The organism is Xanthomonas hortorum (assembly GCF_040279205.1).
Classification (GTDB): domain Bacteria; phylum Pseudomonadota; class Gammaproteobacteria; order Xanthomonadales; family Xanthomonadaceae; genus Xanthomonas; species Xanthomonas hortorum_F.
The window spans coordinates 18,231-41,416 of sequence record NZ_JBEOLS010000031.1 but is presented as its reverse complement, the minus strand read 5'-3'; the positions used below and the strand labels follow the sequence as shown (position 1 = coordinate 41,416).

General features: G+C 64.2%; 22 protein-coding genes and 1 pseudogene. All 23 read right to left on the bottom strand.

The genetic code is table 11. The features are described 5' to 3' along the window. Position 1: 1 nt before the first annotated feature. The 23 genes and pseudogenes from fliO to ABS769_RS13180 all read right to left on the bottom strand — a co-directional run bounded on the left by fliO (position 2) and on the right by ABS769_RS13180 (position 23,185). Positions 2–409: a flagellar biosynthetic protein FliO gene (gene fliO / locus ABS769_RS13290; protein ID WP_006449776.1), complete on the bottom strand. Its 408-nt coding sequence runs from the start codon at positions 407–409 to the stop codon at positions 2–4. After that, positions 406–744 carry a flagellar motor switch protein FliN gene (fliN, locus tag ABS769_RS13285; protein ID WP_006449777.1) on the bottom strand — a complete coding sequence of 113 codons (339 nt, stop codon included), beginning with the start codon at positions 742–744 and terminating at the stop codon, positions 406–408. Before fliN ends, fliO begins: the two co-directional genes overlap by 4 nt. Continuing rightward, on the bottom strand, positions 741–1,754 hold the full coding sequence (fliM, locus tag ABS769_RS13280; RefSeq protein ID WP_023903929.1) for a flagellar motor switch protein FliM: 1,014 nt from the start codon (positions 1,752–1,754) through the stop codon (positions 741–743). Before fliM ends, fliN begins: the two co-directional genes overlap by 4 nt. Positions 1,755–1,763: 9 nt before the next feature. After that, positions 1,764–2,315: a flagellar basal body-associated FliL family protein gene (locus ABS769_RS13275; protein WP_006449779.1), complete on the bottom strand. Its 552-nt coding sequence runs from the start codon at positions 2,313–2,315 to the stop codon at positions 1,764–1,766. Between the two features lie 165 nt (positions 2,316–2,480). Then, positions 2,481–3,782 (bottom strand): flagellar hook-length control protein FliK, encoded by a 1,302-nt coding sequence (locus tag ABS769_RS13270; RefSeq protein WP_317060730.1) that lies wholly within the window; start codon positions 3,780–3,782, stop codon positions 2,481–2,483. Continuing rightward, positions 3,779–4,234: a flagellar export protein FliJ gene (gene fliJ / locus ABS769_RS13265; RefSeq protein WP_006449781.1), complete on the bottom strand. Its 456-nt coding sequence runs from the start codon at positions 4,232–4,234 to the stop codon at positions 3,779–3,781. The genes ABS769_RS13270 and fliJ overlap by 4 nt, the downstream gene beginning before the upstream one ends. A 3-nt stretch (positions 4,235–4,237) precedes the next feature. After that, complete coding sequence (gene fliI / locus ABS769_RS13260; RefSeq protein WP_176341940.1) at positions 4,238–5,620, bottom strand: flagellar protein export ATPase FliI; 1,383 nt, start codon at positions 5,618–5,620, stop codon at positions 4,238–4,240. Further along, positions 5,617–6,237, bottom strand: coding sequence for a FliH/SctL family protein (locus tag ABS769_RS13255; protein ID WP_317060731.1), 621 nt, complete (start codon positions 6,235–6,237; stop codon positions 5,617–5,619). The genes fliI and ABS769_RS13255 overlap by 4 nt, the downstream gene beginning before the upstream one ends. Continuing rightward, positions 6,234–7,223 (bottom strand): flagellar motor switch protein FliG, encoded by a 990-nt coding sequence (gene fliG / locus ABS769_RS13250; protein ID WP_317060732.1) that lies wholly within the window; start codon positions 7,221–7,223, stop codon positions 6,234–6,236. Before fliG ends, ABS769_RS13255 begins: the two co-directional genes overlap by 4 nt. Positions 7,224–7,233: 10 nt before the next feature. Next, complete coding sequence (fliF, locus tag ABS769_RS13245; RefSeq protein WP_317060733.1) at positions 7,234–8,964, bottom strand: flagellar basal-body MS-ring/collar protein FliF; 1,731 nt, start codon at positions 8,962–8,964, stop codon at positions 7,234–7,236. A gap of 13 nt (positions 8,965–8,977) precedes the next feature. Beyond that, positions 8,978–9,349 (bottom strand): flagellar hook-basal body complex protein FliE, encoded by a 372-nt coding sequence (fliE, locus tag ABS769_RS13240; protein WP_006449786.1) that lies wholly within the window; start codon positions 9,347–9,349, stop codon positions 8,978–8,980. A gap of 464 nt (positions 9,350–9,813) precedes the next feature. Beyond that, entirely contained in the window at positions 9,814–13,314 is a 3,501-nt protein-coding gene (locus ABS769_RS13235; protein ID WP_317060734.1) for a glycosyltransferase, read from the bottom strand. 213 nt (positions 13,315–13,527) lie between these two features. Then, complete coding sequence (locus ABS769_RS13230) at positions 13,528–14,259, bottom strand: FkbM family methyltransferase (protein ID WP_317060735.1); 732 nt, start codon at positions 14,257–14,259, stop codon at positions 13,528–13,530. A gap of 32 nt (positions 14,260–14,291) precedes the next feature. Then, positions 14,292–15,041 carry a 3-deoxy-manno-octulosonate cytidylyltransferase gene (locus ABS769_RS13225; RefSeq protein WP_317060736.1) on the bottom strand — a complete coding sequence of 250 codons (750 nt, stop codon included), beginning with the start codon at positions 15,039–15,041 and terminating at the stop codon, positions 14,292–14,294. Positions 15,042–15,084: 43 nt separating this feature from the next. Continuing rightward, complete coding sequence (locus tag ABS769_RS13220) at positions 15,085–16,359, bottom strand: hypothetical protein (protein WP_317060737.1); 1,275 nt, start codon at positions 16,357–16,359, stop codon at positions 15,085–15,087. Between the two features lie 29 nt (positions 16,360–16,388). Next, positions 16,389–16,666: pseudogene (locus ABS769_RS13215) on the bottom strand (hypothetical protein); the annotation flags it as partial. A 50-nt stretch (positions 16,667–16,716) separates the two neighbouring features. Next, a complete protein-coding gene (locus ABS769_RS13210) occupies positions 16,717–18,240 on the bottom strand; it encodes an FkbM family methyltransferase (protein ID WP_317060738.1) in 1,524 nt (507 codons plus the stop codon). Continuing rightward, complete coding sequence (locus tag ABS769_RS13205) at positions 18,237–18,860, bottom strand: UDP-3-O-(3-hydroxymyristoyl)glucosamine N-acyltransferase (protein ID WP_317060739.1); 624 nt, start codon at positions 18,858–18,860, stop codon at positions 18,237–18,239. Before ABS769_RS13205 ends, ABS769_RS13210 begins: the two co-directional genes overlap by 4 nt. Next, positions 18,850–19,995 (bottom strand): aromatic ring-hydroxylating oxygenase subunit alpha, encoded by a 1,146-nt coding sequence (locus ABS769_RS13200; RefSeq protein WP_317060740.1) that lies wholly within the window; start codon positions 19,993–19,995, stop codon positions 18,850–18,852. The genes ABS769_RS13205 and ABS769_RS13200 overlap by 11 nt, the downstream gene beginning before the upstream one ends. Positions 19,996–20,008: 13 nt before the next feature. After that, a complete protein-coding gene (locus ABS769_RS13195) occupies positions 20,009–20,653 on the bottom strand; it encodes a NeuD/PglB/VioB family sugar acetyltransferase (protein WP_074375666.1) in 645 nt (214 codons plus the stop codon). Beyond that, entirely contained in the window at positions 20,650–21,387 is a 738-nt protein-coding gene (locus ABS769_RS13190) for an SDR family NAD(P)-dependent oxidoreductase (protein WP_317060741.1), read from the bottom strand. Before ABS769_RS13190 ends, ABS769_RS13195 begins: the two co-directional genes overlap by 4 nt. Beyond that, a complete protein-coding gene (locus ABS769_RS13185) occupies positions 21,384–22,148 on the bottom strand; it encodes an SDR family NAD(P)-dependent oxidoreductase (RefSeq protein WP_317060742.1) in 765 nt (254 codons plus the stop codon). The genes ABS769_RS13190 and ABS769_RS13185 overlap by 4 nt, the downstream gene beginning before the upstream one ends. Then, positions 22,145–23,185, bottom strand: a complete 1,041-nt coding sequence (locus ABS769_RS13180) for a ketoacyl-ACP synthase III (RefSeq protein WP_317060743.1) — start codon at positions 23,183–23,185, stop codon at positions 22,145–22,147. The genes ABS769_RS13185 and ABS769_RS13180 overlap by 4 nt, the downstream gene beginning before the upstream one ends. Position 23,186 lies beyond the last annotated feature (1 nt).

The following is a 23,186-nucleotide window of genomic DNA, read 5'->3' as shown; positions in this document are numbered from 1 at the left end:
GTCACGGGTCCTTGCGCAGCTTCTGTGCCAGCAGCTGGGCGAAATTGGGGAGTTGCTTGAAGTTGGGCAGGGTGGGGGCCGGCGTGGGCGGCAGCGGTTCGGGCAAGGTGTGCAAGGTGCTGATGCCGCCGGCGGTGACGCCGAGCAACAACTGCTGGCCGTTCACCTCCACCACCACCACGCGTTCCTTGGCACCGACTGCCAGGCTGGTCACCACGCGCAGGCCCTCGGTATTGCGGAAACCGCTGCCGGGCAGGCGCTTGAGCAACCAGCCCAGGCCGACGATCAGCGCGAGCACCAGCAGCAATGCAAAGACCGCGCCAAACAGGCTGGGCGAGGACGGTGCCTGCGCGCCGACCTGGCTGGCCTTGGCCGCGACCGGCGCGGCAGTGGCCAGCAAGCCGATCACCGCAGCCTCCGGATCCGTTCGCTGGGGCTGACCACGTCGGTCAGGCGGATGCCGAAGCGGTCGTTGATGACGACCACTTCGCCATGCGCGATCAAGGTGCCGTTGACGTATACGTCCAGCGGCTCGCCGGCGCCGCGTTCCAGTTCCACCACCGAGCCCTGGTTGAGCTGCAGCAGGTTGCGGATCGGGATGCGCGCGCGGCCCACTTCCAGCGACAGCGTCACCGGCACGTCCAGGATGACGTCCAGGTTGAGGTCGGTGGCATTGAGGTCGCGCTCGGGCTGCAGGCTGTCGAAGGTGGCGGGCGCGGCGTCGAGGATGTCGGAGTTGATCATTTGCTGGGGTCCTGGGATGGAACGGCACGCGGGGCTTGCACGCCGGGCGGGCGTACGGCGGTGATCTTGACGGCGTTGTTGCCATTGGAAACGCCGAATTCGCCGGTGAACAACGGGATTTCTTCCACGCACAGCGGCACCTGTGCAGGCAGGTCGATCGGCAGGATGTCGCCGATTTTCAAACCGGTGAGCTGACGCAGACTCATGCGCTTGCTGGCCAGCACGCTGGACAGGGTGACCTCGGCAGTGTCCAGCTGCTCGCGCAGCATCACGTTCCAGGAGTCGTCGCGGTCGTTGCGGTCGCTCTGGATGCCGGCATCGAGCAATTCGCGGATCGGCTCCAGCATCGAATACGGCAGGGTGATGTGGATCTCGCCACCGCCGCCTTCCAGCTCTACATGGAAGCGGCACACCACCACGTACTCGCGCGGGGTGACGATATTGGCGAAGTGCGGGTTGATCTCCGAGTTGATGTACTCGAAGTCCACTTCCATCACCGGCGCCCAGGCTTCCTTCAGATCGGCGAAGGTCTGCTTGAGCATCAGCTGCACCACGCGCATCTCGGTGGCGGTGAATTCGCGCCCTTCGATACGGGTGTGGTAACGGCCGTCGCCACCGAAGAAGTTGTCCACCACGGTGAACACCAGCGTGGGTTCGAACACGATCAGGCCGGTGCCGCGCAGCGGCTTGAAGCGGATCAGGTTGAGGTTGGTCGGCACGTACAGCGAGTGCATGTACTCGTTGAACTTGACCAGGTCGATGCCGCGCACCGACAGGTCGGCCGAGCGCCGGATCAGGTTGAACAGGCCAATGCGCCACAGCCGCGCAAAGCGCTCGTTGACCATCTCCAGGGTCGGCATGCGCCCACGGATGATGCGGTCCTGGCTGGACAGATCGTATTGGCGCGCCTCGCCGGGCAACGGCTCCGGCTCGGTGTTGACCACGCCCGAATCCACGCCGTGCAGCAGGGCATCGATTTCGTCCTGGGAAAGCAGATCGCTGACGCTCATGGGCAGGCCTTACTGGGTAACGAAACTGGTGAACAGCAGTTCTTCGACGCACTTCTTGCCGGTCTCGCTGGTCATGACCTTCTGTGCTTCGACCAGAGCGGCTTTCTGCAGCTTCTGCTTGCCGACCAGGTCGGCCACGTCGGTGGCCTTGGTCTGCGACAGCAGCATCAGCAGATGCGCGCGGATGGCCGGGGCGTTCTCGGTGATGAGCTTGAGTTCTTCCGGGTCGCGGGTGACCAGCTGCACTTCGACCTGCAGGTACTGCGGGCCATCGCCGGGGTCGGCCAGATTGACCACGATCGCCGGGTCCATCGGAAAGTACTGGGCCGGCTTGGGCACTTCGGCGACCTTGGGTGCGGCGTGCTTGCCGCCTTTCTCATCGCCCTTGTGGCCGAAGAAAAACCAGGCGCCGCCGCCAGCGGCCGCAAGTACCACCACACCGATGGCGATCAGCAGGATGGACTTCTTGCCACCCTTCTTCTTTTCGCCTTTCTCGTCTTTGTCTTCGGTCTTCTTGGGTTTTTCGGCGGCTGCCACAGTCTGCTCCAGGGGAATGCTCACCCTGTGGATGCAATTGGCATGCCAAAACCGCGACGGTTTCCTGGCGCAGCCTGCGCGCCAACGCGAAAAGCCCCGCAAGCCTTGCGCTGCGAGGAATATGAGGCACGTCGACATAGCGCCGATGCGCGTTTTTCAGCGACGCCGGGGCCAGCCCGGCGCAGGACGTCAGGCGTAGGCGTCCAGCAATCCACGCTGGCGTAACACCACCGACGGAATTCCGACGGGCGGGCTATCGTCCAGGGTGAGGCCGTTGCCATCGCGCCCACTGCCGTTGCGGTTGCCGGCCTGGCCCTGCTGTTGCTGGCCCACATCGGCCTGGCCCAGCTGGAAGCCGTTCTGGCCGAGCATTTCGCGCAGCCGCGGCAGGCTTTGTTCCAGCGCCTGGCGCACCTCGGCGTTGGCCGAGGTGAAGCTGGCGCTGACCTTGTCGCCATCCAGATGCAGACGCACCTCGACCGGGCCCATCTCGTTCGGGGTCACCTTGATGTGCGCATGGCCGATCTTCTGGTCGGCCAGCCAGCTCATACGCGCGCCGATGGCGTCGTCGAAGTTGTCGCTGCCCATTTCCGGGGTCGGGGTGGGCGAGGCGCTGAACACCGGCGCCGGATCCTGCAGGCGGCCGAGCGTGGCGGCCGTGGTAGTCGGCAATACGAACGCCGGGGCGTCCGGCGCTGCCGGGCCTGCGGAGTCGTCGGCGCTCGGGTCCAGTGCCTTGGTAGCCATGCTCATCAGCGCGGCGGTCTGGGCATCGCCGCTCAAGGCGGTGACGGAAGTGGGCTTGGCGCCTGCGGCGGCAGCCGGTGCCAGTGCGCCCAACGAGGGCAGGGCGGTGCCGGTTGTTGCCGTTGCGGCAGGTGCGGCGGCATCGGTGGGCAGGGCGGTTGCACTCGCCGTGCCGCCCGCTGCCCCGGCCATGCTGGCGGTCAGGGCCGCTGCCGCGGCAGCCAGCACTTCGCCACCGGGCAGGGCTTGCGCCAGCAGGCCCATGCCGAAACCGCCCAGACCTGGCGGCGGCCAGGTCGAGTCGGTCGCCGTGGCTGCCTCGGCCGGTGCGTCTTCGCTGGCAGTCGCGGGTTTTGCGTTCTTGCCGGTCTTGGCGGTGCCTGCGGCAGAGCTGCTCTCGGCTGTAGTTGATTCTTTTGTGGAGCCCGACTTGGCGGGCTTTGCGGCCTTGCTGTCGCCGTCCTGCGCACGCGGCCGTGCAGTGGCATCGCCGGCTGCATCGTCGCCGTTATCGTTGTCGTCGCGCTGCTTGTCGGACTGGCTGGGCTTGGGCGCGGCCTGCTTGGCCGGCACGCGCTCGGGCGCCTGCGGCGGGGCCTGGTTGGGCGTGTTGGCCGGATTGAGCATGCGCGCGAATTGGTCCTGGCCGGCGTCCGGCTCGGACGACGGGTCGCTGTAGCTGGATTTCTTGCCGGTGCCGGCAAGCGCGCCAAGGCCGGCGGCAAAAGCGGACAGGGGGTTCATGCGGATTCTCCGTGAGTGTCTTCGCTGCGGGCCAGGCGCGAGCGGCGCGCGCCGAGGTCGTCCATCTCACGCTGGTCGCGGCGTTCGATCACCTTGTTCTCCTGCGCGCGGTAGCTGGCCGCCAGTTGCTCCAGCACCTGCTTCTCGCGGCTGGCCAGCAGCAGCCGGGTGCGTTCGGCCTCCACCTTGTTGCGGTTGCTTTCCACGGTCTGCGCCTGCTGCAGCACGGCGCTGTCGAGCCGGTCCAGAAAGGCGCGGCGGTTGGTCAACGCCGCGGCGCTGGTGCCGGCCATATGGCTGTTGGCGTATTCCTCGGCGTAGCGGCGCAGTTCTTCCAGACGCGACTGGTGCGTGTCCAGCGCGCGCTGACGCTCGGCCAGATCGCGCGCGACCTGATCTTCCTGTTCCTGGGCGCGGCGCAGTAGGGGGTCGATCCGTTTGGACTGCATCATGGATTAGTTCTCGGGTTCGACCAGCCGCTGCAACGCGGACAGGCTGTCGGGCAGGTGGGCGGCCTTGTGGACGTCCTGTCCAAGGAATTCAACGATGTCCGGCCAACGCGCCAATGCTTCGTCGGTGGCCGGGTCGCTGCCGCGCTGGTAGGCGCCGATGGCGATCAGGTCGCGGTTGGACGAATACGCCGAGAGCAGCCGCTTGAGCTTGCGGATGCGCAGGCGCCAGGTGTCGTCGGCGATGTCCTGCACCACGCGGCTGACCGAGGATTCCACGTCGATGGCCGGGTACAGGCCGCTGTCGGCAACCCGACGCGAGAGCAGGATGTGGCCGTCGAGAATGGCACGGGCGGCGTCTGCGATCGGGTCCTGCGGGTCGTCGCCTTCGGTCAGCACGGTGTAGAAGGCGGTGATCGAGCCGCGGCCCTTGGCACCGTTGCCTGCACGTTCCACCAGCGCCGGCAATTTGGCGAACACCGACGGCGGGTAGCCACGGGTGGTCGGCGGCTCGCCCACCGACAGTCCGATCTCGCGCTGCGCCTGGGCGAAACGGGTCAGCGAATCCATCAGCAGCAACACATTCAAGCCCTGGTCGCGGAACCACTCGGCGATGGCAGTAGCGCGGTAGGCGCCGTGCAGACGCGCCAAGGGTGGGCGGTCGGCCGGAGCGGCCACCACCACGGCGCGGCGCAGGCCTTCTTCGCCCAGGGTGGTTTCGACGAAGTCGCGCACTTCGCGGCCACGTTCGCCGATCAGCCCGACCACGATCACGTCGGCCGAGGTGAAGCGGGTCATCATGCCGAGCAGTGTCGATTTACCGACGCCGGAGCCGGCGAACAGGCCCACACGCTGGCCGCGGCCGATCGGCAGCAGCGCGTTGATGGCGCGTACGCCGACGTCCAACGAGGTGGTGATGGGCTCGCGCGCCAGCGGGTTGATCGACACGCCGGCCATGCTGACGCTGCCTTCGCCGCGGATCGGGCCCTTGCCGTCGAGCGGGGTGCCGTCGCTGTCGATGACGCGGCCGAGCAGGCCTTCGCCCACTTCCACGCCGCCGCGGCGCCGCGAGGGCACCACGCGCGCATTCGGGAGCAGGCCATGCAGCTCGGCGCTGGGCATCAGATAGGTGCGTTCGCCGGCAAAGCCGACCACTTCGGCATCGACCCAGCCGCCGTCGACTTCGACCTTGCAGGTGGCGCCCATCGGCGCTTCGCAACCGGTGGCTTCCAGGGTCAGGCCGACCGCGCGGCGCAGGATGCCTTCGCGGATCAGGGTGCGGCCGGCAGTGGGCTCCAGTCCCAGCCCGCTCAGGCGCGTGGCCAGGCGCAGGTTGCGCGCGTCCAGCCAATCGGCCGGGGCCGGGGTGGCTCCCAACACGTCGCTCACAGGCCCGCTCCGGATTTGCGCATGACCGTCTCTAGCGCGGCCCGCAGGCGCGCATCCAGGGTTCCATCCACGCGCACGCTTTCGGCGTGCACGCGCAGGTCGCCACGGCTCAGGCTCAGGTCCGGGGCCACGCGGGTGGTGCTGCTGGGTGCCAGATGCGGCAGCAGCGCGGTGATGTCGTCCGGGTGCAGGCGCACCTCGACTTCGCGACCGGCACTGCCGACCGCGTCGATGGCTTCGTGCACCAGATCGGCCAGCAGCTGCGGTTCGACCTGGTAGGCACGCCCGACCAAGGAACCTGCGATGCGTACGGCCAGCTCGCCGAGCGCACCAACCACTTCGTTCTCCAGCCGCGCCAGCGGGCGGGTGAAGTTGTCCAGGATGCCGTCGATCTGCGCAGTCAACCGGCGCACCTCGGACTGGCCCTGGGCGAAGCCTTCGGCATGCCCGCGCTCCAGACCTTCCTGACGGGCGGCGTCTTCGATGGCCTGGATCTCTTCCAGGGTCGGCGGACGCAGCACCGGCTCGTACACCGCCGGTTCGTCGAAGTCGGTTTCCGGCAGCGCCGGTGCCATGTGCAGGTCGGGGGCCAGCCAGCGGGTGACGATGTCGTTCATACCATCGCCTCCGCACCGGCGCCGCCCAGGCTGATGGCGCCTTCGTCAGCCAGGCGGCGCACGATGGTGAGGATTTCCTTCTGCGCCGCTTCCACGTCGGCCAGGCGTACCGGGCCGCGCGCTTCCATGTCTTCGAGCAGGATTTCGGCGGCGCGCTGGGACATGTTGCGGGTGATCTTCTCGCGCACCTTGGTGTCGGCGCCACGCAGGGCCAGGCCCAGGCGCTCGCCGGAGACTTCGCGCAGCAGCGTCTGCAGGCCGCGGTCGTCCAGGTCCACCAAGTTGTCGAACACGAACATCAGGTCCTGGATCTTGCTGGCCAGATCGGCATCGATCTTGCCGATTTCGCCCAGCACGCCCTGATCGGCGCCGGTGTCCAGGAAGTTGAGGATGTTGGCGGCGACCTTGATGCCGCCCACGTTGGACGACTTGAGGTTCTGGTTGCCGGAAAATTGGCGTTCCATGATGTCGTTGAGCTCGCTCAGCGCATTCGGCGGAATGCCGTCCAGCGTTGCGATGCGCAGCAGCACGTCGGCGCGGGTGCGCTCGGGCAGCAGCTTCAGCGCTTCAGCGGCCTGGTCGCTGTCCAGATGCGCCATGACGATGGCGATGATCTGCGGGTGCTCGTTGCGCACCAGGTCGGCGACCGCGCGCGGGTCCATCCACTTCAGGGTGTCCAGACCGGTGGTGTTGCGGCCGAGCAGGATGCGGTCGATCAGGCCACCGGCCTTGTCGGCGCCCAGCGCCTGGATCAGCACGTTGCGGATGTAGTCGTCGGCGCCCACGCCCAGCGAGGTCTTGCCGGCCAGTTCGCCGTTGAAGTCGTCCATCACCCGCTCGACCTGGTCGCGCGAGATGCCGGTCATGGTGGCCATGGCGATGCCGATCTTCTGCACCTCCTTGGGATCCATATGCTTGAGCACTTCGGCGGCGTCGCTTTCCCCAAGCGACAGCAACAGCACGGCGGCGCGCTGTACTCCGGTCATCGGCGGTGTATCAGGCTTCACTGGCGACCCATCCCTTCACGACTTGTGCGACACGTTTTGAATCGGCTTTGACGGCTTCGCGTGCGACCCGCATGCGTTCTTCGTAGGCGTCCGGCAGGGCGATCGGGACTTTCTTGTCCTGACCGAGCTGGGCGGTGTCTTCTTCCAGGCGCGGCATCAGGTCGTCATCGTCGACCATCCGCACATCCGCGCTCTGCGGAGTGCCATCCTTGCCGCCCTTGCCTTGCTTGTCCTTGACCACGGTCACGCCGGTGAGCTGACGCAGGGTGGGGCGCACCACACCGAACAGCAGCGCCAGCACCACCACCGCACCGACCAGCAGGCGCAGACCGTTCTGCACGCGCGGGTCTTCCCACCACTTCGGGCCTTCTTCGCCGGCCACCGCTTCACGCACGAACGGGGCATTCATCACCGACACCGTGTCGCCACGTGCCGCGTCAAAACCCACTGCCTGCTTGACCAGGCCCTCGATGCGGGTGAGCTCGGCGGCGGTCAGCGGCTGCTCGACGATCTTGCCCTTGGCACCGGGGCGCGGCACGTTGTCCAGCAGCACCGCCACCGACACCCGCTTGATGCGGCCGGCCGGCTGACGGGTGTGTTGCAAGGTGCGGTCCAATTCGTAATTGCGGGTGGCGCTCTTGGAACTTTCGGTCGGCGCGGCAGGCGTGGCGGCCTGGCCATTGGCAGCGGCCGGGGTGCCCGGTGCGCCGGCAGTGGCGTTGGCGGCCGGGGCCGGCGGCTGGCCGGGGCTGTTGCTGGTGGCGCCCGGGGGACCTTGCGGGCCGGTGGCGCTGGTGCTGGTGTCGTTGATCTGCTCGCTGCGCAGCTTGGCCGGCTCGCCGTTGTAGAGTTCGCGGGCTTCTTCGACCACCGAGAAATCCATGTCCACGCTGACTTCCGGGTTGACCCGGCCGGCGCCGGTCATCGGCTCGAGCAGCTCGCGAATGCGCTGGTTATAGGAGCTTTCCTGGCGACGCACCTGTTCGAACTGGGCGGCGTGCTGGGCGGCGTCGCTGTTGGGATCGGCGATGGAGAGCATGCGGCCGCTCTGGTCGACCACGGTGACGCGCTCGGGGGTCATGTCCGGGATGCTGGAGGCGACCAGGTTGACGATGGCGTCGACCTGATTGCGTTCCAGACCCTGGCCGCCGCGCAGCTCCAGCACCACCGAGGCGCTGGCCACATCACGCTGGCGGGTGAAGGCGCTGGGCTTGGGAATGGCCAGATGCACGCGGGCCTCGCGCACCGGGCGCAGGGTGCCGATGGTGCGCGACAATTCGGTTTCCAGGGCGTGCTGGTAACGGGCGTTTTCCACGAACTGGCTGACGCCGAAGCCGGGGTCTTTTTCCATCAGCTCGAAGCCGCCGCCGGTCTCTTTACCGGTCAGGCCGGAGCCGGCCAGCTTCAGGCGGGCGTCGTACAAACGGTCCTGCGGCACCGAGATGGCGCCGGTGTTCTGGTCGATCTTGTACGGGATCTGCGCGGTACGCAGCAGGTCGGCCGCTTCGGCATTGCCCTTGTCGTCCAGGCCGGTGTACAGCGACTGATAGCCGGGTTTCTGCGACCAGTAGAACACCGCCAGACCGGCGCCCACCGCCAGGGCGATCATGGCCATCATGGTCAGTTTGCGGGTGATCTGCAGGCTGCGGACACGGTCGAACCATTGCCCGGCCTTTTCGGCGTTCTGGTTGATGTTTTCTTTGGAAATCGCGAGTGCCATGTGTCGTTAACCCTTACAGCGGCATGTTCATGACGTCCTGATAAGCCTGGACGAGACGGTTGCGGACTTCCACGGTGGCGCGGAAGGCCACCTGGGACTGCTGAGAGGCGACCATGACCCGTGCCAGATCGGCACTGGGGTCGCCCATTTCGAATGCTTTGGCCAGCGCGCCGGACTTCTGCTGGGCCTCGTTGACGCCGCCGATGGCGCCGCGCAAGGTCTCGCTGAAGCTCGGTGCCTGGGTGGCCGGGGTGCCCTGCGTGCCGGCCAGCCCCTGGATCTGATTGCCGCGCGCCGCATCGCCCACCGCGCCCATCGGGCCTTGGCCCATCTGCGTCTGGTAGCTGCGGATCTGCGAGAGGATGGAGGTAACGGAATCGCTCATGGGTGCGGTCAGCCAGGGAGGCATCCACACCAATGCAAGCGGCGTGCCGAAACCGCGCCGGGATTCCGGCGCCGGGAGCGGGGAGGGTGCTGTCGCTGGGCTGCGGGGCGGTCTGCGGCCGCGATTTTCTCTGCGCTAGCGAGGCGGGCACCTAAGTGTAGAGTCCGGTGCTTCTTTAGCCGGGCCTTGTCGACAGGGCGCGCGTCTGTTCAGCCGGTTTGTCCAGCAAGACGCGGGACTGTCTGGCGAAGAGCGACTGATCTGGGGCTTGGCTGCAGGGCCCTTGCCCGCCCACCATCGCGGGACACGCTGCAAGTACGTCCTTGTAAGCTCTTACGCGGCATCCATGCCGCGTAAGGTCCCGCGACGGTGAGCGGGCAAGGACCAGTCGAGACGGTCGGTGTGCACAGTTTCATCAAAGCAGCCGACTAACTCTCTGGCGATGGCACCGCACCCTTGACCAACTAATCCGGCAACCACGCCTTACTCCACCGATCGAGATTGCTGCCGGTCAACATCCAGTCGCGGCGAACGACTTCACGCAATGCCGCGCCCTTTGCCGCCGCAGCGGCCGGGTCGGCCAGGTGCTCCCGGATCGCACCGATCCAGTCGCGATAGCGGTTTTTCACCAGCGTCACCGGCAGGTTGCCTTGGTAGCAGCGCACGTCGCTGGCGATCACCGGGTAGCCGCAGGCACCGTATTCGAGCAGCCGCAGGTTGCTCTTGCACTCGTTGAACAGGTTCTGCTCCACCGGTGCCAGCGCCAGATCCAGGTCCAGCGCGACCAGCGCGGCGGGATAGTGATCGATCGGCACGCCGGGCTGGAAGTGATGGATGTGCTGGCGCAGCGCGAACGGGTACATGCCCATGAACACCCAGTCGACCTCGTCGGCCAGCTCGCGCACCACATCGGCGATCAATTCAAGATCCCCGGTGTGGCTGGCGCCGCCGGCCCAACCGATGCGTGGGCGACGTCCGCGTTCGAGCGAACGCTCCGGCAATACGTTCCACCAATGTGCTGGCAGGCGGTTTTCGGCCACGCGGATGTCGCTGTGCAGCCCGGCGAATGCCTCGGCCAGCGCCGGGGTGGAGACCACGAAGCGGTCCACCATGCCCAGGCCGCGCCGCACGGTCTTGAGGATGTCCTTGGGCATGTGCTCGCGGTGGGCATTCTTCAGCGGCAGGTTGGGCAGGTAGTCGTCCAGCTCGTAGACCTTGAACGCGCGCGATAGCGCCTTCATCCGCCGCATCGCTTCCAGCCGCGGCTCGCCGACCTGGCGTTGCAGGATCACCACGTCGGGATCCTGGCGCGCCAGCTCGCTGATCTCCAGATAGCCGTTGAACAGCACGCCCTCGACCATCCCGGCTTCGCGCAAGGCGCGCAGCGGCTGGATCACCCGATAGTGGCCGCAGCCTTCGATATCGGCCGGCAGTGCGATCACGCTCGACAGCGGCCGCCACGGCTGTAGTGGCCGCCAGCTGGCGCGCGGATCGGCCAGTTTGAAGCCGGCGCCGGGATCCAGCGAAAAACCCGGGTTGTAGGCCGGGTCGTTGGCCATCACCGGCAGCCAACGCGCGTACATCGCCTCTTCGTCGAGAGCGCTGGCCGGCGCTGCTTCGGGCGGGTCGATCAACAATTGCGCGCGCGCGGCATACACATTCAGATAGCCGGCCTGCTGCAGGCGCAGGCACAGATCGACATCGCTCCACTGCGCCAACGCCGGCTCCTGCGCAAAGCCGCCGGCGTCCAGAAACAGCTGGCGTGGCAGCATCAGGCATTCGCCACTGAGTGCGCTGTAGTTCTGATCCAGTTGCAGCCGCTGCAGGTAGCCCGATTCGTCGAACGCGGCGCCTTCGAATGCGCGTGCTGCCGGTGCACCCAGGCCAAGCAGCAAGCCGGCGTGATGCACGATACCGTCGCCGCGCAGCAGCTTGCCGGCCACCGCGCCGACCTCCGGGCGCAGCGCGTGGTTGAGCAACTGCGCGAGCCAATCGGTTTTGATCGCTGCGGCGCCCGCTGCCAGCCACAGAAGCATGTCCCCACGTGCCTGCTCGGCTGCGGCATTGCAGGCCGCCTCGCGCGAAGGTTCACCCTCAAAGTGCAGCACGCGGATCTGCTGCAGGCCCAGGTTGTCGATGCCCGTCAGCCAGTCGCGCAGCTCCGGCTCGGTGCTGTCGCCGCGATCCAGCAACAGCAACTCATAGTGCGGATAGGCGGTATTGGCGAGCACGCTTTCCAGGCAGCGCTGTACCTGCGCCAGGCGTCCATCGACCAGCACCATAATGCTGACCAAGGGCTGCTGCGCGTGGCGGTAGTCCACCGTATGCCGGCCGGGGCCATTGCTGCTCACTAGCGCGTCCACATAACCGCGCGCGGCGAGATGGCGGGTGATGGCGCGTTGTTCGTCTTCGTCGCCATGCCGCGCAGTGGCCGATGCCACCAGCAAGGGCTCAGCGATGTGCTGGATGCAGGCCAAGCCGTAACGTTCGACCAGCCCGAGCTGATAATCCAGTTCGAATGCGTCGCTTGATTCAGTTGGAAAGCCGCCATCGGCAAGCAACGTGCGGTGCCGGAACAGCCAATGCTGCGACAGCGTGGACGGCGCGCTCAGCAACATATCCAGATACAGCGCCGGCCGCATCGCTAGCCCCAACTGACCGTCGTCCAGCGCAACCACCTCGTCGGCGTAGACAGCCTGACACGCGTCCGGCAGCGCAAGCATCTCCAGCGCCAGCATTAACAGGCCGCTGGCAGTGAACAGGCTGCCGGCTTCGACCAGCAACACCCAGTCGATGGACTCCTGCGTGGCGATGGTTTGGTTGAGTTTCGCTGCCAGGTCGTGCGGGCCAATCAGCACACCGCACTCCCCATGCTCGGCAACCTGCTGCGCCGAGCTGCTGAAAACCCAGGTCTGCTGATTCCGATAACACGCCACCGCCGCCAGACTGGCCTGAGTTGCGGCCACCGCTGCCGCATCGCCATTGCTGTCGATCAACATCACTGCGATCCGCGGTCCGCCTGCATGCGCCTGCAAGCGCGCCTCGATCAGTGAGCGCTGGACGTTGCTGGGATGGCGCACGCCCAACCAGGTGGAGGGCGACACCCGCTCGGCCAACCCGGCGCTTTGCATCAGCGCATTGACCAGATCCACCGACTTGAACACCCGCGCCTTGTGCGGGCTGAGCGGGGCCACGCGCACCTGGCGGTTGTCGCCGCTTTCGCGTCGCCAGCCGAGCTGGCGGATGCCTTGGCGCAAGTCTTCATGGCCCTGATCGCCGATGCCGGGTTGATCGCGGCCGGCCTGACTGAACTGCGCGCTGGACACGCGAAAATGCGTGAGCGTGCTGGACAACAAGGCCAGGTTGCCGTGACGCAGCAGCTTGACGTAAATCGCCAGATCGCCAACCCAGTGGATGGCCTTGCCGTTCAACATCATCAGCTCGCCACCCAACGCCAACAGGTCGGCGCGCCGTGCAAGCACGCAACTCGGCTCGCCGATAAAGTTAATGGCGTGGTCGGCCAGGAACGACACCAGCTCTGGCCCGTCGATCAGCACATCCTCGGCAAACGGAAAGCAGGTGGCCAGGATGTCGGGCAACGGCGCACCGTCATCGTCGATCCGCAGCCGGCGCGAGGACGCAAGCGCCGTGCCAGAATTGCGCTCCATTGCGCTGACCAGCTGCGCAATGCATTCCGGCTGCAGCACGTCGTCGTCGTGCAGGAGTTTGACGTATTCACCCTGCGCCAGCCCGATGCCCTTGACGGTACTGGCGAGTTCGCCAAGCCGGGGCGTGTTGCGGTGGTAGCGGACCGGAAACGGTGCGTCAGCCAGCCTCGACGCCAACACGGCCTCGATGGCGCCATCGGCGTTGTCGTCGCAGATCACCAGCTCCAATGCCGTGTAGGTCTGCGCCAGCACGCTGTCCAGCGCCTGCGCGAAATAACGCAGCTTGTAGGTCGGCATAACGATGCTGACCAGAGCGTTGGAAGTCAGCGGCGATCGATCGTCTTGAACAGTCAAAGGTGCATCCACAGCGCGGCAACGGGGGAGGGCACAGCACCCCATCATGCACCGGTCGAGGGTGCACCTGGTTAGTGCTCAGCCTAGCCGAAGATGCAACAAGCGTGCCGTTGGCGGGGAAGGTGGCCACAGACCCGGCGACGGCCGGCGCAGCACTTATGGGAGCTGCAGATTTTGCAGTTGTGCGGCATCCTTGCGATATACCACCTCAATCCAATCGGTGCGCAAGCTCTTCGGGTTCTTTGACAGCTTGGCGATATCCCACAGCGAAAAGCCCGCGGCCTGCATCAGGTTGACCACGTCGACGAAGCTGTTGGTCTTGCCGTAGAAATCGTACAGACCGATCTCGATCACCGCGCAGTCAGTGTGCTGCAGGATCGCAGTTGCGCCCTCCAGTACCTGACGCTCAAACCCCTGCACATCGATCTTGAGAATATGTACGTGGGCGATCCCTAGCATGGCGCAGGCGTTGTCGAGGGTGGTCTTGCTGACCGCAATTTCCTCGTTCTTCGCCTGCTGCGCATAGCCAAGCGAGTCGGTGGAATCCGCATTGATCGGCAGCAACCCGCCCAGGTGCGAGATGCTCTGCCGGTAGTAATGACCGACTTCTTCCTTCTCGCCCAGTGCAATGCACATGGTGCTCGTGCCGAACTGCGCAGCCACTTTTTCCAGTTCGGCAAAATTCTGCGGGTCCGGTTCGAACGAATACAGCTGGCAATCCGGATAGATCGACTTGAAGTGTTGGATCGACTCGCCGCGATGCGCGCCCACGTCCACTATCACCGGGGCGTTGGTCGTCAGTAACTGGTCGAAGAACCGTCGTGGCGAATACGCCTGAGCATGTTCTTCGTTTCTGAGATCGGAAGTGCCGCAGATGGGTGAATGCATGCCGAGCTGCGTATGGGGCATCTTATCCTGCGTCATGGCGCGTTGTGCTCGCCGAGCTGCATCATGCGCAGTGCTGCTTCCACCCGCACTACATCAGCCGGCGTATCCACCGCGATCGATTGGTTACTCATCTGCACCATGCGCACTTCAAAGCCTAGTTCCAGAAATCGCAGGATCTCGATGTCTTCGATTTCTTCCAACGTTGTCTTGCAAGACACCGAAGCAAACGCCCGCAACGCCTGCTTGGGAAATGCATACGCACACACCTGCCGCCAGGCATGCCGAAACTCGCCTTGCTTGGTGATCGGGATCGACGCGCGCGACATGTACAACAGGCGCCCGTCAGGGCGTAAGACCACTTTGGGCACGCTCGGATTATGGAACTCGTCGATGTTGGCGACCGGGCAGTAACCGTTGATGACGTCATTCGGCGCCGCCACTGCAGCATCGATCAGCAAGCGCACGTCCTGCGGATTGAATAGCGGGTCATCGCCCTGCACATTGATGTAGGTGTCCACATCGAGTTGCTGTGCGACCTCGGCAACACGATCGGTGCCGGTCAGGCAGTCGCTGGAGGTCATCAAGGTGCGGATGCCGGCCTGCTCGCAGGTATGTTGAATCACATCGCAGTCGGTGGCGACCAGAATGTGTTCGGCCGGCGCGGCTTTGGCGCATTGCTGATAGGTACGCACGATCATGGGCACGCCGCCCAACTCGATCAGCGGTTTTCCGGGCAGGCGCGAGGAGTCACGCCGCGCCGGGATGATGATGGCGTAAGTCATAGAAGCCTCCTGGCAACCGATGGCGTTGAGTAGCGAGGGCGGCTCAGCCGACTCTACCTTGCCAAAAATCGGTGGAGTTGAGATCCAGCTGGCTGACTGCCTCGGCAGCCTCGAGTACTGCATCGGTGTCAGTAAATAGGCGGTTCCACAAGTCCATCGAGAAACCGTAGCTGTTGTCGCGAGCCACATTGAACAACGACACAAGCTTCAACGACGTCCAGCTCAGATGCGGCTCCAGTGCCAGCAGACGTGACTGTGCAAAACGGTAGCTATCGACCAGGGTCTCGGCCGGGAATCCAAGCTGGCGTGCGTAGTTCTTCCACAACGACGATTCGAAGGCGTATTGGCTGAGTTCTTGAAAATGCCGATCGGGCGCAAGTTCGTTCATGGGAGAAAATTCGTCGTCCGCATGATTTGCCGGTCGCGGATCCTCTGGCATCGACCACAATGCCAGCATGTCCTGCGTCCTACCAAGCATTGCTTTCTCGGTGAAAAGGAACGGAATGTTTCGAAACCCTGCTCCCAAAGAAATTGCGATCTTTCCTTGATTGCGTTTGCCTCTAAAATGGACATTGATGGCGTCGTGGGTTGAGCCGGTCAGCACGTTGTCGCTACGGCAACGCACCGCAAACTCGATACCTTGCTCGGCCAGATGCTCCACGCCCAGGCGTGCGGAGCGCAGCACCGCATTGCGGTAGTGCAGGCCCAGGTTTTCCGGCTGAGGCACCAAAATCAGCTTGTCCAGCCAGGGCCTGCAGCGGTCCAGCAGCGCACTTGGTTGGTGGTCCCAGGTCACCATGCACTGGTACGCCCAAGGGAAACGCAGGCGATTCCAGGCCAGCACCAAGGGCGTAAAGTCGAACGCGAGCCCCTGCACGAAGATGCCGGTATCCGCCTTAGTCAGTTGGCGCGACAGTTGCAGCTCGGGCAACAAGCGCGAGAAATCCTGCAATTCCTGCAGCAGTGCAATGCTGCCCTGGTCGTAATCGACGGCACGTACCGTGCGGAAACGGCCATGTGCCTTTGCAATCTGGTTCATCACCTCTGCCGCGTGATTGGAGAAGATGACGATCAGCACATCATTGACCGATTCGTCCTCCAGCGCCGAAGGTGGTCTGACCGGCAGGCCATGGACAGTCGTGCCCTGATTCTCCGGCCGTGGGCAGATGGTGTACTGCAAGTTCAACTGCTGAGCGATGGCTGGATAGAAATCGCGGAAAAACTGTCCCGCACCCCAGCCGATCAACTTAGTGTTGCGCGGATTCAGTCCTGGATATTTGATGGTGGCTCGCTCGATCGAGCCGATTGCTAACGCCATGACAGGCTTCCTTGTGTGCTTTGCTAGTTTTACTGTGTCATTAAATTCGGAGATACGGTTGGTTTTCGTCGAGCAGCTTCGCGCCGATTGCGATGGCGATCATCCAGCGCAATGTCGCGATCGAGTCGGCGACATGGCGCTGGGCGCCTGGCGGGTGCGCCGGGTGGGCCGGGTGGGCCGTCATCTTCCGGTAAAGCAGGTTGCGCGCATCGTGACGGTTTTTTTTAAGCACTCCGCGCAGGCGTGCGGCCACCCGAAACCCATAGGCAGCGATGCAGAGTGTGGCGTGATGGTGTAAGCCCCGCCAACAAAGAAAACTATTGCGGGATCTTTTCCAAGTCGTAAATTTCCCTGGGCTTACTCCGCCCAGGGCGGCGGTGCGGCACCGGCGACGGGCGATGCATACAAAACGAGGTCGTAATAGTGGCCGGGAGAGTGCTGGCGTAGACGGAAGTGATAGCCATCCACCAATTTGTCCAGTTGTTCCACGATATCCAGTAGATCCTGGGCGTAGTGATAGACGCAAATAGCCATACGGGGGCGCTGGGTACGGATGAGGTGAGATGCGCCTTCTAGTGCCCTGGCTTCAAACCCTTCGATATCCAACTTCAGTAGCGTCAGTTTTTCCAACTCGTCGTCCAGGCGCGTAGTAGTCACGGAGATTCCGCCATCCGGCGATACATGGCTGGAAACGGTGCCGGTCTCCTCGAAGCGCAGCGTCGTATGTTCGTTGGAAATGGCTTTTTTTATGGCCTTGAAGTTGTACGGGGGAAGGGGGAGGGCACTTGCGATGCCCTCCAATTTCTGGAAGTTGATGCGATCGGGTTCAAAGGCGGTGATGCTTTCGTAGTGATAGCGGGATGCTTCTAGAAACTTGTGGACGATGGGGCCCTGGAAGGCACCGCCATCGCAGAAATGTTCACGCTGGCCCAGCTGGAATGTGCTGCTATCGGCGTACGTTGAAAAGTACTCGTTGATCGGCGTAGCCCAGCAGTCCAGCAGGAGGCTGGAATCGTAGGTCAGGCGGAACAACAGGTTGCTGTAGAGCGTAAAAACACTGAAATCGTCGTCCAGTCGATCCGCAAAACGCAGGAATTCGTCCAGGCGCGCAAGCGTCCGCTGACGGTATACCTGGGCAGACTCGTATACGGCGGGCAGCCCACAGTGAGCAACGGCCAGGCAGGCATCTACCCTTTCAATGCCTGCTTGCTCGCAGAGCTTGCGGGCCAGGCCCGATTCTCCCGGGCTGTAAGAAAAATCGATGGCCAATGCCTGGGAATGCTGCGCCGCTTGTTCGATGAACTGACGGGAAGTCCAACGCGGCACCCCATGAACGGTGTCGCTGTCGCTTGGCTGGTCATCAACGGCGGCAATGACATGGCTGGGGTGCTGGACGATCTTTGGCCCATAAATGTTGCCAATGTCCGAGCGCGGTTGGAGCAGAAAGAGGGGGCGCTGCTCGAAACCCGGGATCAGTGGATCCAGGGAAGGCGCAATGCTCAGTTGCTCAATGCCCGCGCTGGTGCAGAGGTCATTTGCAAACGCCCGTCCGCGCGGGCTGCAAGAGAAATCGATAGCGATCGCATCCGCATACTGACCCGCCTTGGCCAGAAACTCCTGACTGCTCCAGCGCGGCGCGCCGTGGATGCGGTCCAGGTGGATGCTTTGATCATCAATTGCGGCAACAACATGGCGCAGGTTGGCAACGACCCCGGGACCATGCACCACGCCTGCATAGGACTCGGGAGCGACGAGGAATACAGGGCGGTTGGCAATCGCGGGGAGGCGCGCAATGACATCCTCGAGTGCAGGGCGCTCCTGCTCCGCAATACGTAGAATCCGTTGGCGAAGCTGCTCATTTCTTGAGTTCATGAACGTCATCTCTCGTAGGTATGAATGGGGGTGTCGTAGCGGGCGTCGAAATAGGTCTTGGCAGGCACGTCCTCGCGGTAGACACGTGGCCAGCCAAGTTCGCAGCTTCGTCCCACCTTGACGCCTCCGCTCACGATGGCGCCGGTGCGCAGGATGCTATTGCCGCCGATCTCGACGCCCGCGCCGATTTGCACGCCATTCTCTATCCAGCATGAAGATTTGACGCGGCATGCCGGTCCGAGGTGCGCGCCGGCGTGGATGACGGTGTTGTAGTCGATCCTGCACGCGTGCCCGATAACAGCATTGGCACCCACGAATGCGTTGAGCCCGATGACCGTGTCAGCGCCGATGGCTGCGCTGGAGTGGATGAAGGGCTCCAGCTTGAAGCCACGTTCCATTGCTGCCTGCATCAGTTCCATGCGCTTGAAGTTGCCGAAGCGTTCGTCGAACGCCACGAACATGGCCCCGTCGCTCGGATTTAGTCCATCCAGCACACCAAGATCGAATTCGTGTTCCGCGTCTTGTGGCACGTCGATCCTGATGACCGTCTCGTCCTGACGGGCCTGCTTCCAGGCGTGAAAAGCCAGGTCGAGGTATTCGTTGTGGCCGATGATCCACCTAGATTTCATGTTCGGTCTCCACCAGCATCGTGTACCAGCGCTCGACCAGGCGATTCATGGATTCATAGGCACCCTGGGTGGGCAGCGGAGCGTCTGTGTGCAATGCCGCCTGCACCCGCTCCATGATTTCTATGTCTTCACCCACCACCACCTTGCTGCCGTGCATCTGTGCCAGTAGCACTTGGCTGGAAGAGCCGTAAGGCTGTTTCCTGCGTGCGCTAAACCAATAGATTTCCAAATCGGTCGTGTCCGGCGCAACGGGGATATGGTGCTCCAGGGTGAAAGAATAGCCGCCATTGGAACTGGCGATATGCATGTTCGGGAAAGCCAACCAGTTGAAGTAGGCATCCTGCTTGCCCCAGCGTTCCACTTTATCGTGCCAGCCGAAGTGCTTAAGGTTGGGTATTGGTGCTTCCGGGCCGCCGAAACTGAAGCGGCGCATCTCGCGCCTCAAGGCAGCGGGCGAGCTGTCTTGCAAAGCTTCCATGGACTCCTTGGCTTGTTCTTTGTTTACCTCGGCAAAGAAGCTGACACTTTTGGCCAGGGTTTTAGGGTGGACGAAGCGCGGGTGATTGGCATCCCGAAGATTTTCGTAAGCGAGTTTCCAGTTGTAACGGCCACGCCATGTGGTCACCATGACCTCAGTGTCATAGGCGTTGGAACTACTTTCTAGCAAGGCGATGAAGTCTGCCGAAAACTGCTCCTCGATTGGCATCGGGTCGGGATCGAGGTTGACGAACAGCAGGTTGCCCACCTCGCGCAGCGCGAACTCGCGCAGCTTCAGACCGTGCCGTTCCTCATCGCCGAAGCCATATAGGGCATCGCACTCGGGGATGTTCTCGACCCGGCCGTCGGCGTCGTACTTCCATGCATGGTAAGGGCAGACCAGCGGGCGCTTTCCCACCGCAGTGGTCTGTAGCAGCGCGCTGCGGTGTAGGCAGACGTTCTCGAATGCGCGCAGGCAGCCCTGGAAGTTCTGGATCAACACCGGAATGCCAGCGAGCCTGCGGGTGATGAAGCAGTTGTTATCGGGCACAAGCGTCTTAAGGCCGGCAAACAGCCAGACCTTGCGGAAGATCTTGCGCTGTTCGCGGGCGAAGATGTCCGTCGACAGGTAGTAGCTGGGGTGCATTCGCGATCGCATCGGCGCGGCTTCCTCAGGAATCCTTGTGGTAGATGACCCGGGCCGGGTTGCCGAACACGCTGGCGCCGGCCGGCACGTCCTTGACCACGACCGCACCGGCGCCGACGACGGCGCTGTCGCCGATCTGGATGCCGGGCAGGATGGTGGCGTGCGGGTGCACGATAGCGCGCTCACCGATCCGCGCGCCGCCGCCGACGAAGGTCATCGCCCCGATCTGCGCGTAGTCACCGACATGGACGTCGTGCCCGAGCATGGTGTTGGCATGCACGTTGGCGAAGTCGCCCAGCCACACGTCGGGGCTGAGCTGTACGCGATGGCTCAGGAAACAGCCCTGGCCGATGTGCACGCGCGGGCTCAGGAACGCGCCAGTGAGGATCGGAATGAATTGCGCGCCTTGCGCCAGCAATGGCTGCGCATAGCGCTGGCGCGAATGCGGATCGCCGATCGCGCAGACGAAGCGTTCTTCGTCCTGCGGCTGGTACGCGAGCGGGCTGCCGACGATGGCGAGGTCGCAGCCCAGACCGTCCAGCATCTGGGGGCGCGTGTCCAGAAAGCCCACCGGACGCCACTGCGTTCCGCACGCCGGATCGCCCTGCATCTGTGCCAGGACCTCGCGACCCCATCCGCCGGCGCCGATGATCAATACGGGATGGGTCATAGGATCGAGCCGCCGTCCATGACCAGACTGGTCCCGGTGACCCAGCGGCTTGCGTCCGCCAGCAGGTAGATCGCGGCATTGGCCACGTCCTGCGGCTCGCCCAGGCCCAGCGGATGCCGTGCCTTCTGCGCCTCAAGCTGGTCGGCGCCCCACATCGGCGTGGCCACGGCCGACGGGGAAATGCCGTTGACCCGGATCCTGCGCTTGGCCTGTTCCAGCGCTAGGCACTTGATGATGCCGATGAGGCCGGCCTTCATCGCCGAATACGGCCCCACGCCGCGCGTGCCCAGATGCGCGGCAGTGGAGAGCATGAACACGATCGAGCCCTGCGGGGCGATGGCATTTGCCTGCAGCAGGCGCTGCGTCAGCATCACCGGAGCGAGAAAATTGACCGTGTACATCTCGGTCATTGCCGCTTCGGTCAGCTGCCGGATCGGGCAGTGCTTCTGCATGCCCGCGCAGTGCACCACGCCATGTACCGTCGTACCCGCCGCAGCAGCCAGTGCCTCGCGATCGGCGGCGTTGGTCAGGTCGCCGAGCACGCCTACGTGGCCCGTGCCCTGCAGCTGCGCCTGGGTCTGCGCGAGGCGGTCTTTGTCGCGGCCGGCGAGAACGATGCAGGCACCTCGTTGCGCGCAGGCTATAGCGATCTGCCTGCCGAGCCCCGACGAGGCTCCCGTCACCAGGATCGTCTTGCCCTTGAGCGAGAACGCAGTGCGTGCCGGTGTATTCATGCGTAGATGTCCATTGGCACGGTGAGGCCGCCGTCCACGACGAAATAGTTACGCGTGATCCAGCGGCTCGCATCGGCCATCAGGAACGTGGCGGCATAGGCGACGTCCTCCGGCTCGCCCATGCCAAGCGGTGTCAGTTCGAACAGCCCTTCCATGTTGCCGCCGCTGCCTTGCAGGCCATCCAGCAGCGGCGTGCGCACGTAACCCGGGGCGATACAGTTGGCGCGGATGCCATTCTTGGCAACTTCCTGCGCCAGTGATCTCACCATGCCGAGCAGGGCGCTCTTGCTTGCCGCGTACGCGCTGCTCGCCATCGGCCCGATGTGCGAGGCGACCGAAGCGACGAACACCAGCGAGCCGTTCGCGGCGATGCGCTTCTTTGCCAGCAGGCCCCGGGTCAGCAGCATCGGTGCGAATGTGTTGCTGGAGAAGATGTCGTCCAAATGCGCCCGATTGACCAGGCGCAGCGGAACCAGCCGCGAGATCCCGGCCGCGTGCGCCATCCCGTTCAACACGCCGACCTCGGCGACCAGGCGATCGATGTCCTCCTGCTGGTCCAGGTCTGCGGCGATTGCCACGTGCCCCTCGCCCGGCAACGCCTCCAGGGTCGACGCCAGCCGCGCGCGGTCGCGCCCGCTGATCGCCAACTGGGCACCCAGTTCGGCGCAGGAAATAGCGATCTGGCGGCCGATACCCGAAGAGGCGCCGGTGACGAGGATGCGTTTGCCGGCGAGCGAGAAGGGGTCGGGAGTGATGCTCACGATTCGATGAGATCTGGAAAAACGGCCCCTTCGATGGTGAGCAGGCAGGTGCCCCACGATAGCCCGATGCCGAAGCCGCACAGCAATACGCGTTTGGTGCCGGCTTCCAGTTCCTTGTTGATGCGCGCGGTCATGGTGACCGGCAGCGAGGCGCCGCTGGTGTTGCCGAAGTCGCGCAGCGTGGAGGGCACTTTTTCCGTCGGCAGGCCGAGCTTCTTGCGGATGGTTTCGTTGATCATCCGGTTGGCCTGGTGGAAGACGAAATAGTCGATCTCCTCCTTGGACACGCTCGCATACTCGAGCAGCTTTTGCACCGCTGGCGGGATACGTTGGGTCGAGAAGCTGAGTACCGCCACGCCATCGAGGATCAGGTCCACTCCACGACGCCACGGGCCATTGGGCTCCTCACGAAACGGGATCAGATGCTGCACCGCAACCGGTTCGCGTTGTCCGCCTACGGGCAGGATGATCGCCTTATAACCGCTACCATCGCTGTTGAGGTCGAAATGCATCGGCGGCGCATCGGCGCTGAACTCCAGCGCGGTAGCGGTGCCAGAGTCGGAAAAGATCGGATCCTCAAGGTTCGCGCTGCGGTCGCCGACCAGCAGCAGGCCTTTCTTGACGCCGCCGGCGGCGATCATCGAGCCGAGCAGGTTGATGCCGAACGGGTAGGCCGAGCAACCGAGGTTGACGTCGAAGGCGACCGTGGCGTGCGAGAGCCCCAGCCGGTCCTGCAGGATGATCGCGGTGGCCGGAATCGGATAATCCGGCGATTGGGTCACCACGATCAGTGCGTCGATCTCCTCGCGCTTCCATTGCAGTTTTTCCAGCAGCACTTGCGTCGCATCGAAGGCCAGGTCGGAGAAGCACTGCCACTCCGAGGCCATGCGGCGCGTCTCGATGCCGATGTTGCGCACCAGGCGCTCACGCTCGGAACGGATCTGCGGCCGGCAATCGGTGAGGTTGGACACGACCCGCTTCGGCACGCATGTCGCCATGCCGGCAAAGCGAACGTTGTGCAGCGTGGAAGTCGGCATG

Coding starts and splice junctions, on each gene's coding strand:
- fliN (WP_006449777.1), bottom strand. CDS start 744: ATGATCAACTCCGACATCCTCGACGCCGCGCCCGCCACCTTCGACAGC.
- fliM (WP_023903929.1), bottom strand. CDS start 1,754: ATGAGCGTCAGCGATCTGCTTTCCCAGGACGAAATCGATGCCCTGCTG.
- ABS769_RS13270 (WP_317060730.1), bottom strand. CDS start 3,782: ATGAACCCCCTGTCCGCTTTTGCCGCCGGCCTTGGCGCGCTTGCCGGC.
- fliJ (WP_006449781.1), bottom strand. CDS start 4,234: ATGATGCAGTCCAAACGGATCGACCCCCTACTGCGCCGCGCCCAGGAA.
- ABS769_RS13255 (WP_317060731.1), bottom strand. CDS start 6,237: ATGAACGACATCGTCACCCGCTGGCTGGCCCCCGACCTGCACATGGCA.
- fliG (WP_317060732.1), bottom strand. CDS start 7,223: ATGACCGGAGTACAGCGCGCCGCCGTGCTGTTGCTGTCGCTTGGGGAA.
- fliF (WP_317060733.1), bottom strand. CDS start 8,964: ATGGCACTCGCGATTTCCAAAGAAAACATCAACCAGAACGCCGAAAAG.
- fliE (WP_006449786.1), bottom strand. CDS start 9,349: ATGAGCGATTCCGTTACCTCCATCCTCTCGCAGATCCGCAGCTACCAG.
- ABS769_RS13235 (WP_317060734.1), bottom strand. CDS start 13,314: ATGCCGACCTACAAGCTGCGTTATTTCGCGCAGGCGCTGGACAGCGTG.
- ABS769_RS13230 (WP_317060735.1), bottom strand. CDS start 14,259: ATGCATTCACCCATCTGCGGCACTTCCGATCTCAGAAACGAAGAACAT.
- ABS769_RS13225 (WP_317060736.1), bottom strand. CDS start 15,041: ATGACTTACGCCATCATCATCCCGGCGCGGCGTGACTCCTCGCGCCTG.
- ABS769_RS13220 (WP_317060737.1), bottom strand. CDS start 16,359: ATGGCGTTAGCAATCGGCTCGATCGAGCGAGCCACCATCAAATATCCA.
- ABS769_RS13210 (WP_317060738.1), bottom strand. CDS start 18,240: ATGACGTTCATGAACTCAAGAAATGAGCAGCTTCGCCAACGGATTCTA.
- ABS769_RS13205 (WP_317060739.1), bottom strand. CDS start 18,860: ATGAAATCTAGGTGGATCATCGGCCACAACGAATACCTCGACCTGGCT.
- ABS769_RS13200 (WP_317060740.1), bottom strand. CDS start 19,995: ATGCGATCGCGAATGCACCCCAGCTACTACCTGTCGACGGACATCTTC.
- ABS769_RS13195 (WP_074375666.1), bottom strand. CDS start 20,653: ATGACCCATCCCGTATTGATCATCGGCGCCGGCGGATGGGGTCGCGAG.
- ABS769_RS13190 (WP_317060741.1), bottom strand. CDS start 21,387: ATGAATACACCGGCACGCACTGCGTTCTCGCTCAAGGGCAAGACGATC.
- ABS769_RS13180 (WP_317060743.1), bottom strand. CDS start 23,185: ATGCCGACTTCCACGCTGCACAACGTTCGCTTTGCCGGCATGGCGACA.